This is a genomic window from Actinomadura sp. 6N118, assembly GCF_044326415.1.
Taxonomy (GTDB): Bacteria; Actinomycetota; Actinomycetes; order Streptosporangiales; family Streptosporangiaceae; genus Spirillospora.
Genome location: NZ_JBIRAZ010000023.1, coordinates 21,530 through 34,337, shown reverse-complemented (window position 1 = coordinate 34,337; position 12,808 = coordinate 21,530). Strand labels below are relative to the sequence as shown.

At 69.2% G+C, this 12,808-nt stretch carries 10 protein-coding genes and 1 pseudogene; 5 read left to right on the top strand and 6 right to left on the bottom strand.

From position 1 onward, the window contains the following. Positions 1-52 precede the first annotated feature (52 nt). Entirely contained in the window at positions 53-1,690 is a 1,638-nt protein-coding gene (locus ACH34W_RS42790) for an MDR family MFS transporter (RefSeq protein WP_395966943.1), read from the top strand. Between the two features lie 38 nt (positions 1,691-1,728). On the opposite strand, the gene ACH34W_RS42785 is transcribed toward ACH34W_RS42790, so the two are convergent. The 6 genes from ACH34W_RS42785 to ACH34W_RS42760 all read right to left on the bottom strand — a co-directional run bounded on the left by ACH34W_RS42785 (position 1,729) and on the right by ACH34W_RS42760 (position 9,145). Beyond that, entirely contained in the window at positions 1,729-2,493 is a 765-nt protein-coding gene (locus ACH34W_RS42785; RefSeq protein ID WP_395966942.1) for a SecDF P1 head subdomain-containing protein, read from the bottom strand. Positions 2,494-3,013: 520 nt separating this feature from the next. After that, positions 3,014-4,075 carry a 2-oxoacid:ferredoxin oxidoreductase subunit beta gene (locus ACH34W_RS42780; RefSeq protein WP_395967097.1) on the bottom strand — a complete coding sequence of 354 codons (1,062 nt, stop codon included), beginning with the start codon at positions 4,073-4,075 and terminating at the stop codon, positions 3,014-3,016. A 55-nt stretch (positions 4,076-4,130) separates the two neighbouring features. Further along, entirely contained in the window at positions 4,131-5,972 is a 1,842-nt protein-coding gene (locus tag ACH34W_RS42775; protein ID WP_395966941.1) for a 2-oxoacid:acceptor oxidoreductase subunit alpha, read from the bottom strand. Positions 5,973-6,381: 409 nt separating this feature from the next. Next, complete coding sequence (locus ACH34W_RS42770) at positions 6,382-6,495, bottom strand: putative leader peptide (protein ID WP_395967096.1); 114 nt, start codon at positions 6,493-6,495, stop codon at positions 6,382-6,384. Positions 6,496-6,574: 79 nt separating this feature from the next. Beyond that, positions 6,575-7,753 carry a hypothetical protein gene (locus ACH34W_RS42765; protein WP_395966940.1) on the bottom strand — a complete coding sequence of 393 codons (1,179 nt, stop codon included), beginning with the start codon at positions 7,751-7,753 and terminating at the stop codon, positions 6,575-6,577. Between the two features lie 201 nt (positions 7,754-7,954). Further along, a complete protein-coding gene (locus ACH34W_RS42760; protein ID WP_395966939.1) occupies positions 7,955-9,145 on the bottom strand; it encodes a hypothetical protein in 1,191 nt (396 codons plus the stop codon). 283 nt (positions 9,146-9,428) lie between these two features. Here ACH34W_RS42760 and ACH34W_RS42755 point away from each other — a divergent pair, with 283 nt between their 5' ends. The 4 genes and pseudogenes from ACH34W_RS42755 (at position 9,429) to nuoH (ending at position 12,788) form a co-directional block, all read left to right on the top strand. Continuing rightward, positions 9,429-9,800, top strand: coding sequence for an NADH-quinone oxidoreductase subunit A (locus ACH34W_RS42755; RefSeq protein WP_151559087.1), 372 nt, complete (start codon positions 9,429-9,431; stop codon positions 9,798-9,800). Positions 9,801-9,896: 96 nt separating this feature from the next. Then, positions 9,897-10,340: pseudogene (locus tag ACH34W_RS42750) on the top strand (NADH-quinone oxidoreductase subunit B); the annotation flags it as partial. Between the two features lie 920 nt (positions 10,341-11,260). Next, the gene (locus ACH34W_RS42745) at positions 11,261-11,839 is read left to right on the top strand and encodes an NADH-quinone oxidoreductase subunit C (RefSeq protein WP_395966938.1); all 579 of its coding nucleotides are present in this window, start codon (positions 11,261-11,263) and stop codon (positions 11,837-11,839) included. Next, positions 11,832-12,788 (top strand): NADH-quinone oxidoreductase subunit NuoH, encoded by a 957-nt coding sequence (gene nuoH, locus ACH34W_RS42740; RefSeq protein WP_395966937.1) that lies wholly within the window; start codon positions 11,832-11,834, stop codon positions 12,786-12,788. Before ACH34W_RS42745 ends, nuoH begins: the two co-directional genes overlap by 8 nt. The last annotated feature ends 20 nt before the right edge of the window (positions 12,789-12,808 follow it).

The following is a 12,808-nucleotide window of genomic DNA, read 5'->3' as shown; positions in this document are numbered from 1 at the left end:
ACTACATACGATATGTGCAAAACACAGCTAATAGGTTAGTGAGGGGGCAGGGGTGTCGAAGGCAGGCGTGGCGAGCCAGAATCCGGGGACGACGGCGACCCACGACCAGGCGCGGCCGGTCTACACGCATCGTCAGATCCTGGAGATCCTGGCCGGGCTGATGATGGCGATGCTGACCGCGATGATCTCCACTTCGGTGGTCGGCACGGCGCTGCCGACGATCGTGGGTGATCTCGGCGGCCAGGACCAGCTGTCCTGGGTGGCCAGCGCGTCGCTGCTGACCATGACGGCTTCGACGCCGCTCTGGGGCAAGCTGTCGGACATCTTCGGCCGCAAGCTGATGTTCCAGAGCGCCCTGCTGATCTTCGTGCTCGCCTCGATCGGCGCCGGGATGTCGCAGAACATGGCCGAGCTCATCGCGGCCCGCGCGTTCCAGGGCCTGGGCGTCGGTGGCCTCTCGGCGCTGGCCCAGGTCATTCTCGGCGACGTCGTCCCGCCGCGCGAACGCGGCCGTTACGCGGGCTACATGGGTGCGGTGTTCGGCGTGGCCACCGTGGCCGGGCCGCTGCTCGGCGGGTTCATCGTGGACACCGACGGCCTGGGCTGGCGCTGGTGCTTCTACGTCTGCATCCCGCTCGCGGTGATCGCGTTCCTGGTGATCCAGAAAGTGCTCACGCTGCCCCGGGTCAGGCGGGACACCCGGATCGACATTTTCGGCGCGTTCACCATCACCGGCAGCGCCACCGCGCTCATGTTGCTGCTCTCCCTGGGCGGCCAGGAGTTCGACTGGCACTCGAACTGGACGTACGTGCTCGGCGCGATCAGCGCCCTGCTCCTGGTGGCCTCGATCTTCGCCGAACGGCTTGCGAGTGAGCCGATCCTTCCGCCGCGGCTCTTCCGTAACCGGACGTTCGTGCTGGCCGGCATCGCCTCGCTGTGCATCGGGAGCGCGATGTTCGGCGGCATGATCTACCTGCCGCAGTACCTGCAGATCGTCAAGGGCATGAGCCCGGCGGCCTCCGGCCTGATGACGCTGCCCCTGGTCATCGGCATGTTCGTCACCTCGACCGGCTCCGGCCAGATCGTCACCCGGACCGGCCGCTGGAAGATCTTCCCGGTGCTCGGGCTGGTCTTCGTGGGCGGTTCGATGTTCCTGCTCTCGCAGCTGCACACCGACTCCAGCAAGCTGGTCATCGGGGCGGACGTCGCCGTGCTGGGCATCGGGCTCGGCCTCACGCTGCAGATCCTGATCCTCGCCGCGCAGAACGCCGCCGCCCCCGCCGACCTGGCGGCGACGACCGCGGGCGTCTCGTTCTTCCGCAACCTGGGCGGCGCCATGGGCGTGGCCGCGTTCGGCGCCATCCTCACCAACCGGCTCACCGCCGAGCTCAAGGACGCGATGGCCTCCGCGCACGTCGCCGCGCCCGCCAGCGGTACGAGCCTCGGCTCGCCCGACCAGGTGCACGCCCTGCCCGAACCGTTCAAGGGCCTCGTCCTGGACTCCTTCACCAAGGCCCTGGAGTCGGTCTTCACGGTCGGCATCCCTATCGCGATCCTCGGATTCCTAGCCGTGATCCTGCTCAAGGAGCTACCGCTGCGCGGAGCCACCGCCAAGCACGCCAAGCCGGACGGCGGCGATCGCCCCGAGCCGGCCGCCCCGGCCGGAGCCTCGACCGCAGCCGGAGGGTGAGCGCCTGTCCGAGTGCTGACGCCGGCTCTTGAGGCGGGTCACTTCCCCTTTAGCTCGCGCAGGAGCTTGTCGGCGTCTCCCTTGGAGTTGGTGCCGGTGATGACGACCTTGCCGTCGGAGATCGGCATCTCGACGCGGGGCACCGTGACCAGGCGATCGCGGACCACGAACGCCAGGTCCTTGCCCACCATCGCCCGCGTCAGGTCGGCGAACGCCTTCCGGTCGGTGGTCCGCAGGGTCAGCGCCACGTCGTACGCCCCCTTCGCCTTGCTGCGCTGGAGCCGGAGGTCGGCGACGCGCCGGATGGCGATGCCCTGGGTCAGCACGTAGCAGGTCGGGCCGGTGGCGGTGGGCCAGCTGATTCCTTGCGTACCCGCCTGGCACTGGCCCGGGACCGTCGCCGCGACCGGGTAGATGTGCAGCGGCGCCGCCAGCGTGACCGGGCGGGTCCGCATGGACGAGGCGATCAGGCCACCGGTGACGGCCACCGTCGCGATCAGTAGCCCGAGGGTGAGGATCATGACCAGCAGGGCGGACCGGTTCTCGCGGACCGTCGCGGTCTGCGGCCGCGTCTTGCCACTCCGGTCCCGCTTGACCTGCGCGGCCTGGTGCTGGCGCGCCACGGATCGCGCGCGTCGCTTCTGGTCTGGATCGTCGGTTGCCTCGGTGCCCGCACCGGCCGCGGCAGCCCCCGGGAGCGGCGCGGCTTCCTTGCCCGCGCCAGCTTCCTTCTTGGGCGCGCCAACCCCTTTCTTGGCCGCCTTCTTGGCGGCCCGCCTGGTGGCCCGGGTCTGTTTCGGCAACTTTCCCGAACGGGGCGGCACGGGTTCGTTTGCAGCTGCGGCAGCAGGCATGACGGCCGTCCGCTCAGGCACCTTCTCCGTAGGCTCAAGCGCCTTTTCCGTAGGCTCCGGGGCACCTTCCGTAGGCTCCGGGGCACCTTCCGTAGGCTCCGGGGCCTCGGGCGCCTTCTCCGGAGGCTTCGGGGGTGTTCGCGCCGCCTCCTCCCCGGCGAGGGTGCCGCCGTCCTTGACCGGCGGCTCCACGGCCTCCGGGCGCTGGCGACCCTTGGTCCGGCGCGGAACGACCCGCATCGTTCATCTCCCCGTGTGCATGATCATCGATCGTCCAAGCAGTCGTCCAGCCGGCGACGGCGGTAACGAACGGCAACTTAGTCGCGTCCTGCCCGGCCCACCAGCCTGGAACGCGAACAACCGCATGATCGCGCGAGAACTGGCGTGATCATGCGGTTGTCGACCTCGTTCATACATCCGCTTTTATCAATGTGTGAGCATGCCGGCGACTGCCAGCTGATCCGCCCTGCTAGTCGATCCGCCAGGTGTCGCCGCTGCCGAGCAGTGCGGCGAGGTCGCCCTTGCCCTGCTGCTCGACGGCGTCGTCCATCTGGGCGCGCATCTCCTGGTCGTACGACGGGCGGTCGACGTTCCGGAAGACGCCGATCGGGGTGTGCTCGAAGGCGGGTGAGTCCAGCCGCGACAGCGCGAACGCCTGCGACGGATCCGGGTTGTGCGCGTCGTGCACCGCGATCTCCGCCGGGTCGACGTCCGCCACGTTCACCACTTCGAACGAACCGCCCGGCGTACGCCGCAAAGCCTTCTGCTGGTCGGCGCCGAAGATGATCGGCTGGCCGTGCTCAAGCCGGATCGTGATGTCGTCGCGGACCTCGGCGTCCTTCAGCGGTTCGAACGCGTTGTCGTTGAAGATGTTGCAGTTCTGGTAAATCTCGACGAGCGCGGTGCCCTCGTGCTGGGCGGCCTCCCGCAACACCGACTGCAGGTGCTTGCGGTCGGAGTCGATCGTGCGGGCGACGAACGTGCCCTCCGCGCCGATCGCCAGCGAGATCGGGTTGAACGGCGCGTCCAGCGAGCCCATCGGGGTCGACTTGGTGATCTTGCCGATCTCGGAGGTGGGCGAGTACTGCCCCTTGGTCAGCCCGTAGATCCGGTTATTGAAAAGGAGGATCTTCAGGTTGACGTTGCGGCGCAGCGCGTGGATCAGGTGATTGCCGCCGATCGACAGCGCGTCCCCGTCACCGGTCACCACCCAGACCGACAGGTCGGGGCGGGATGTGGCGAGGCCGGTCGCGATCGCCGGCGCGCGCCCATGGATCGAGTGGAATCCGTACGTGTTCATGTAGTACGGGAAACGCGACGAGCAGCCGATGCCGGAGATGAACGTGATGTTCTCTCGGCGGAGGCCGAGCTCGGGCAGGAAGGACTGGACCGCCGCCAGGATCGCGTAGTCACCGCAGCCGGGGCACCAACGCACCTCCTGGTCGGTCTTGAAGTCCTTCAGGGTCTGCTTCTGGTCCGTCTTGGGCACGAGCGAGAGCGCGGTCCGCCCGGTGCCGTTGGCGGTGCCGATGGCAGCGCCGTTGGAAGAGTCGCCGCCATGGCCGTTGACGCCGTTCACGGAGTTGTCACTCACTGTCAATCACATCCTGGATGACGCCCGCGAGTTCCTCGGCCTTGAAGGGCAGGCCACGGACCTGGTTGTAGCTGATCACGTCGACGAGGTAGCGGCCGCGCAGCAGCAGCGCCAGCTGACCCAGGTTGATCTCCGGAAGGATCACCTTGTCGTACGAGCGGAGTACCTCGGCGATGTTGGCCGGGAACGGGTTGAGGTGGCGCAGGTGGGCCTGCGCGACCGTGTTGCCGGCCTTGCGAATGCGCCGTACGGCCGCGGAGATGGCCCCGTAGGTGCCGCCCCATCCGAGCACCAGCACCTTGGCCTCGCCAGACGGGTCATCGACAGCGAGCGGGGCGATGTTGTTCGCGATGCCGTCGATCTTGGCCTGGCGGAGCCGGACCATCCGGTCGTGGTTGGACGGGTCGTAGGAGATGTTGCCCGAGCCGTCGGCCTTCTCCAGGCCGCCGATCCGGTGCTCCAACCCCGGCGTGCCCGGGATCGCCCACGGCCGAGCCAGGGTCTCCGGGTCGCGCTTGAACGGCTGGAAGTCCTCCTGGTTCGGCTCGGCGAAGCCAGGGTGGATCTTCGGCAGGGTGTCCACGTCCGGCAGCTGCCACGGCTCGGAGCCGTTGGCCAGATAGCCGTCCGAGAGGAGGATGACCGGAGTGCGGTACTCGACCGCGATCCGAGCCGCCTCCAGCGCCGCGTCGAAGCAGTCCGAGGGCGACTGGGGCGCGATCACCGGCACCGGCGCCTCGCCGTTGCGGCCGTGCATGGCCTGCAGCAGGTCGGCCTGCTCGGTCTTGGTCGGCAGGCCGGTGGAGGGGCCCGCCCGCTGCACGTCGATCACCAGCAGCGGCAGCTCGGTGGCGACGGCGAGGCCGATGGTCTCGCTCTTGAGCGCCAGGCCGGGCCCGGACGTGGTGGTGATGCCGAGCGAACCGCCGAACGAGGCGCCCAGCGCGGCACCGACCGCGGCGATCTCGTCCTCGGCCTGGAACGTCCGCACCCCGAAGCGCTTGTGCTTGGACAGCTCGTGCAGGATGTCGGAGGCCGGGGTGATCGGGTAGGAGCCGAGATAGATCGGCAGCCCGCTCTGCACCCCCGCCGCGACCAGCCCGTAGGAGAGCGCGACGTTGCCGGTGATGTTGCGGTAGAGGCCCGGCTTCTGCTCGGCCGGCTTGATCTCGTACGAGACCGAGAAGGCCTCGGTGGTCTCACCGAAGCTCCAGCCCGCCTGGAAGGCCGCGATGTTGGCCTTCATGATCTCGGGCTTCTTGCCGAACTTCTTCTCCAGGAACGCGATCGTTCCCTCGGTGGGCCGGTGGTAGAGCCACGACAGCAGCCCGAGGGCGAACATGTTCTTGGCCCGCTCCGCGTCCTTCTTGGACAGGTCGAAGTCGGCGAGGGCGGTCACCGTCATCGACGTCAGCGGCAGCGCGTGCACGTGGTATTCGCTGAGCGACCCGTCCTCGACGGGGTTGCCGGCGTAGCCGACCTTCGCCAGGGCGCGCTTGGAGAACTCGTCGGTGTTGACGATCAGGTCGGCGCCCCGGGGCAGGTCCCCGACGTTGGCCTTGAGGGCGGCGGGGTTCATGGCGACCAGGACGTTGGGCGCGTCGCCGGGCGTCAGGATGTCGTGGTCGGCGAAGTGCAACTGGAAGCTGGACACGCCGGGGAGGGTCCCTGCCGGGGCGCGGATCTCGGCGGGGAAGTTGGGAAGCGTCGACAAGTCGTTGCCGAACGCCGCCGTCTCCTGTGTGAAGCGATCACCGGTCAGCTGCATGCCGTCACCGGAGTCACCGGCGAAGCGGATGATGACGCGGTCGAGTTGCTGGACCTGTTTGGTCACAGAGGAAGACCTCCTCGACGCGCAGCACCGGTCCCGGGGGAGGCTCCCAGAACCGTGATGCTACTTAGGCTTACCTTCATGGTATGTCCGGTATGTACTGCTTGTTCCGGGGGGTTGGGGGCTGCCGAGGCCGGCGTGACGGCCATCATGCGCCGTGACGCCAAAGGCAGGCTTGCGTCCGGCGTGGTCACCGTTCGGCCGCAGTTAAGAGGATCAGCCGTGGCCGATGTTCCGCCCGTCATGTGACATCCCTCTTCCAGGGAGGTCTGACCCCGTAACACAAGACGTATCACTTTGACCAGAGGTTCACGCGTCCTCGCCGGATTCGGGCAGGTCCTAACCAGAGGTACGACCTAGGCCTCCCCTGGGTTCATCGGAAACCCGAGTTCATGGGCCCAGGGAGAAACGCTCAGGGAGAACGCTCAGGGGAACACAGGCAGCTGGCCAAGCGGCACAGGTCGACATGGAGTCGCCGGACGAGCCGCGGAAGGTTCGCCGAGGTGCCGGGACTTGCCTGGGGCACGGAGTTCACGCACCGCACTATAGACAGCACGAATTCCGTTCGGATTCACCGGCCCCTTGATTTGGGGGCCGCAGACCCGTCAGCGCTCCCGGTCGATCTTGCGGAGAAGCCCGGCGACGTCGGCGCTGGCCACGGCCTCGCCGACGACCCGCGCGGTCGCTCCGTACGGATGCGCCCCGGGAGTGTCGCGCACCCGGCTCATCCACGCCCTCCAGGCACGACCGCCGACCGTGCAGCGCAACACCAGCTCGCGATTGTCCGGAACCGGTCCCGACCCGGTGCAGGAGCCGAGCCGCCGCCCCTCGGCGACGATCGTCGCGCGGAGCGCGGCCCGTGCATCGGCCGGCACGGCGCCGTCGGGCGAGGTCAGCGACGCGGGCACCCGCACCGTGCAGCCGCTCATGTTGTCCTCGCAGTTGCTGAAGGTCAGCTTGCCCGGCCGGAACCGCAGACCGGGATCGGCCGCGCCGCCCAGCGCCGCCACCCGCGGGCGCAACTCGGCGAGAAGCGGGCCGGTTGCGGCCAGGGCCGTCGCCGAGAGCCGCGGATCACCAGGACCCGCCGGATGAACGCGGAGCAGCCGGTGCGGGGCCGCCTCGGTCACGAAGTAGTCGGCCCGCTGCGTGCGGAGCCGGTAGGCGGCCGTGCCGCCGATCGTCTCCCTGGCGGGCTGGGCGGTGGTCCTGGCCAGCAGGTCGGCGATCGCGCCCGCACCGAGCACGTCCGCCACGTTCAGCCGGAACAGCGTGGCCGGCGCCTTGCTCCAGCGGCCGGCGTAGTTCTCCGGGTGCGAGCTCTCGCCGCCGTACGAGCGCCAGAACGCCACGCTCGCCTTGACGAACGTCCGGCCGTCCACCGAGACCAGGTCGGCCCGCTGGCCGCCCACGGTCAGCGAACCGGAGGCCGATCCGGCCCGGGTTACCCTGAGCCGCACCTGGACGGGCTGGCCGTCCGCCGACAGCGTGCCGTCGTACTGCAAGCCGGGCGCCGCCCGCAGCTGCTGCGCAGCCTGCTCGGACCACTTCACGGCGATGCTGCCCTTCCCGCGGGTCTCGCCGGTCGAGCCGTCCTCTCCGGAGAAGACCACGTAGGCGATGGCGGCGACCACGAGGAGCAGCACCGCGAGGCCGCCCGCAAGCACCACCCGGGGGACCGGCAACCCAAGGGTCCGCCGGCTCTTGCCGCTGCCCTTGGCCGCCGCGCCCTGGGCGGGGGATTCCTGGGGCGTGGGCGGTACGGGGGGAAGAGGACCCGTCACAGACGACTCCTCATATTCAACGCTCACGCAGTAGAACTCCGCTCACGACAACCGATTCAGCCACACCGATGCCAGACATGGACAGCCACACCGGCGCCAGACATAGCGGCACCGGCGCCAGACATAGATTGCCGGACGATACCCGCCTGCGCAGCAGGACTGGGCATCGTCCGGCACTCGTCGGCCCCGGTGGACGTCAGATCACTCGCGGTCGAGACCGCTCTGGAGGGCCTGGATGTCGGAGTCGGTGACCCCCTGCACGCGGTATTCCGCCTGCGTGTAGTAGCGCGTCTGGCCGCTGCGCGACCAGCTCGACCAAGCGCTGCTCGTGACCCGGCACTCGGCCCAGGTCGGGCTGGACGAGGACACGTTGACCGAGGTCGAGCAGTCGCCGAGGCTGCGGCCCGTGGTGGAGCCCGCGGTCAGCTTGAACTTGATCTCGATCTTGGTGGAGCCGGACGTGAGCACCGGCGGCCGGACCTGACCGCGGACCCGGCAGCTGGAGCTGTTGGTCGTGCAGAGGCCCTTCTTGGTGTCGATCAGCGTCACCCGCGCCTCGCTGTCGAACGCGTCCTTGAGCTCGCCCATCATGCTGCGGATCTCGCTGACCGTCGTGGTGGAGGCCGCGGCGCTGTGCGCGGTGACGTCGACCTGCACACGCGGGAACGAGCTCTCGTAGCGCAGCAGCTCGGGCGTCTTGGAGTCGGTGACGTAGAAGGTCACCGACGAGGTGCCGATCCGCAGCGCCTTGCGGCCCTGGACGGTGGTCTTGGTCTCCCTGAGCGTGTTCTTGTAGACGGAGGCCGTCCGCAGCGCCCGCGAGAGGGCGGCCGGGGTGAGGTCCTTGTCGACGTCCAGGCTCAGGTCGCTGGAGCTGACCTTGCCCCACTGGTCGCCGTCCTTGAGCATCGCCGAGGACGAGGTGACCTTGGTCGACCAGTACGTCCTGGGTGCCTTGACGAAGAGCTTGCCGTCGGCGGACAACATCGTCACGTTGTCGCCGTCCCAGGAGACCTCCCCGACCGCGCGGCCGCCCTTGGTGACCTTCATCTCACCCTGGAGCGTGTCGCCGCCGCCGGAGAGGGTGCCCTTCAACGTCAGCGCCCGCGCGGTCGAGACCGAGGTCGCCGCCGCGGACAGCCGTTCCGAGGGCGTCATCTTGTCCTCTTTGAAGACCGTGAACGCCAGCACGAGGGCGATCACGACCACGAAGACCAGCCCGGCGCCGCCGAGCAGGGCGATCACCAGGCCGCGGCTCGAACCGCGCGGTGGCTGCCCGCCGGGCGGCGGAAAGAACGGAGGTGGTGTTCCCGGCCCGCCGTAACCACCGGGAGGAGGCATGCCCGGCCCCGGTGGGGGCGGCGCGCCGAATCCGCCGGGCCCACCCGGCACTCCAGGACCACCTGGTCCGCCTGGTCCAGGACCAGGAGGTCCACCCTGCCCCGGAGGCGGTGGAGGTGGCCAGGAGGAACCGCCCGGGGGTTCCCAGCCCGGGGGCGGTGGAGGATTGCTCATCCGGTCACGTCCTTCCAGGTCAAGTGACCCCAAATCACCTCTAGTGTGCAGCACCCGTCGGACTTTGTGTGTGGCCATTTACGCCCATGGGCTCGGGTGTGTCGGATCTTCCCATGGGAGATACTTGACGGGACGCGCTCCGCGAGGTTGGAAGGACATCGTGGCGGACTATTTCGACTCGTATGTCGTCCTGGTGGTGCTGCTGCTGGTGGGCGGCGGCATCGTGGGCGGCGGTCTGGCGGCCAACCGGCTGCTCCGGCCGCACCGGCCCACGGCCGAGAAACTGACCACCTACGAGTGCGGCGTCGATCCCGTTGGCGACAACTGGGCGCAGTCCTACGTCCGCTATTACGTGTTCGCGTATCTGTACGTGGTCTTCGCGGTCGACGCGGTGTTCCTCTTCCCATGGGCGACGGTCTTCTCGGCGCCCGGCTACGGCATGACGACCCTGGGCGAGATGTTCGTCTTCCTGGGCTTCCTCGCCGCCGGACTCGCGTACGCGGGCAAGAAGGGTGTGCTCTCGTGGGTCTGAGGCGATTCGTGGGCCTGAGGCGATGGCGAGATCGGCACGGCCTGTAAGAATGCTTATGTGAGCACTGTCGACCTGCCTCCGCCAAGTGTCGGGCCGCTGTCGCGGCTGGCACCCAAGCCGATCAAGTTCGTGCTCAACTGGGGCCGCCGCTATTCGCTGTGGGTCTTCAACTTCGGGCTGGCCTGCTGCGCGATCGAGTTCATCGCCACGTCGATGAGCCGCCACGACTTCATCCGGCTCGGCGTCATTCCGTTCGCCCCCGGCCCGCGCCAGGCCGACCTGATGGTCGTCTCCGGCACGGTCAGCGACAAGATGGCCCCCGCGGTCAAGCGGTTGTACGAGCAGATGCCCGAGCCCAAGTACGTGATCTCGTTCGGCGCCTGCTCCAACTGCGGCGGGCCGTACTGGGACTCCTACTGCGTCACCAAGGGCGTCGACCAGATCATCCCGGTGGACGTCTACGTCCCGGGCTGCCCACCCCGCCCCGAGGCGCTCCTGCACGGCATCATCCGGCTCCAGGAGAAGATCGCCGCCGAGTCGCTCGGCGAGCGTTACAACGGCTCCGCCGACCCCGTCACCCCGCCGCCACCGCCGCGACCGCTATCGGCCACCGTCCTCCGCCGCCCCCTCCAGCCCCCGCCCTTGCCCCACGTCCCGGACAACCTCTTCCACGACGAGGAACCCGCCCAGCGCCCCGAAACACCCGGCCCCGACGACGAAACCCGCCCGGTCTCGACCGTGGAGCCGGAGACCCCGAGTCCGAACGACAAGACGCTCCCGGTCCCGCCAGTGGAGTCCGACGCCCCCGGCCCGGACGACGAGACCCGCCCGGTTCCCACGGCTCAAGGTGAGGCACCCGGGCCCGATGATGAGACCCGGCCGGTCTCGACCGTGGAGTCGGAGACCGCGAGCCCGAACGATAAGACGCTTCCGGTCCCGCCTGTGGAGCCCGACGCCTCCAGCCCGGACGCCGAGACCCGCCCGGTCTCGACCGTGGAGTCGGAGACCCCGAGCCCGCACGACAAGACGCTCCCGGTCCCGCAGGTGGAGCGTGACGCCCCCAGCCCGGACGCCGAGACGCGCCCAGTGGCTGTTCCGCAAAGCGACGCGCCTGGGGCCGATGACGAGACTCGGCCTGTTACGAGCGTGGAGCCAGAGACGCCGGGGCCGAACGATAAGACGTTCCCGGTCACGACTGTTGGATCCGAGTCGGCGCCTGCTCCTGACGACGAAACGCGGCCTGTCCCGGTTGCGCCGGACGATGAGACGCGGCCTGTGCCTGTGGCGAGCGAACGCGACGTGCCTGGGCCTGAGGACGAGACACGGCCGGTCACGCCGGTCGAGCCTGAAGCCGCGGGCCCCAACGATCGGAGGCGGTCTGGGCGGCGGGAGCACGATCCGTCGATCATCCCGGGGCTGGCCGATCATGAGGGTGACGACGAGATCGGGCGGTCGGAGCGGTGAGCGCGGAGCTGACCGCCGCCTGGACCGACCGGTTCGGCGATGAGGTGGCCACCGAGGAGACGTTCGGTGGGCTGGCTGTGGGCGTGCCGCCGGAGGTGTGGATCGAAGCCCTCACGTTCGCCCGGGACGAGCTGTCCTGCGGCTTCTTCGACTGGTTGACCGGCGTCGACGAGCTGGCCGAGGGCTTCGCGATCGTCGCCCACGTCTACTCGCTGGAGAGGCGCCACCATCTGCTGATCCGTACGCGGATCCCGCGCGAGGCGCCGGTGTTGCCGACGGCCACGGGTGTCTACCGGGGTGCCAACTGGCACGAACGCGAGACGCAGGAGATGTTCGGCGTGGTCTTCGAGGGCCACCCCAACCCGCTGCCGTTGCTGCTGCCGGATGGATTCGAGGGGCATCCGCTGCGCAAGGAGTTCGTGCTCGCCGCCCGTGTCGCCAAGCCGTGGCCGGGCGCCAAGGAACCCGGCGAGTCGGGGCACGGCGCGCCGAGCCGCCGCCGGGTGCGCCCGCCCGGGGTGCCCGATGACTGGGGTCCCGGCGCCGCACCCAGGAAGGCGGAGCCGGATGCTTGAGATCGTCGTCAAGCTCGCGCTGGTCGCGGGCGCGTTCGCGCTGCTGCCGCTGCTGGTCGGGCAGGCCGAGCACAAGGTCATGGCGCACATGCAGGGTCGGCTGGGGCCGATGTACGCCGGCGGCTTCCACGGCTGGGCGCAGCTCGTCGCCGACGGGGTGAAGTTCGTCCAGAAGGAGGACGTGATCCCGCAGGCGGCCGACCGCTGGGTGTTCAAGCTGGCCCCGGGCGTGGCGCTCGTCCCGTATCTGCTGGTCCTCATCGTCGTGCCGGTCGGCCCGGACGGCCAGGTCGTGCTCGATCTAGGGGTGGGGCTCTTCTTCGCGCTCGCGGTCATGGGCGTCGGCGTGATCGGCGCGATCATGGCCGGCTGGGCCAGCGCGAACAAGTACTCCCTGCTCGGCGGCATGCGGGTCGCCGCCCAGCTCATGTCCTACGAGCTGCCGATGGTCTTCGCGGCCTCGTCCGTCGCGATGGCGGCGGGCACGTTGTCGCTCTCCGGCATCGCCGAGGAGTGGCGCTGGTACTGGCTGCCATGGCAGGCGGTCGGCGCGGTCGTCTTCTTCGTGGCCGGGCTCGCCGAGCTGCGGCGGCCGCCGTTCGACATGCCGGTCGCCGACTCCGAGATCATCTTCGGCCCGTACACCGAGTACGGCGGGTTGCGCTTCGCTCTCTTCCTTCTGGCGGAGTACGCGGGGATCATCGTGCTCTGCGCGCTGACCACCGTGCTGTTCCTGGGCGGCTGGAAGGGCCCGTTCCTGGACACCGAGCTCGGCTGGCTCTGGACGCTCCTCAAGGTCTTCGTGCTCGCGTTCCTGGTGATCTGGCTGCGCGTCAGCTACCCGCGAATGCGCGAGGACCAGCTCCAGAAGCTCGCCTGGGCCTACCTGGTGCCGCTATCGCTGGCACAGCTCGCCCTCACCGGCGTGCTCAAGGTCGCGTTCGCCTGAAGCCCGGCGCCAGGCGTCCC

Bases quoted from the DNA above. Each gene is read 5' to 3' on its own strand.
- nuoH (WP_395966937.1), top strand. From the start codon at position 11,832: ATGCTTGAGATCGTCGTCAAGCTCGCGCTGGTCGCGGGCGCGTTCGCG.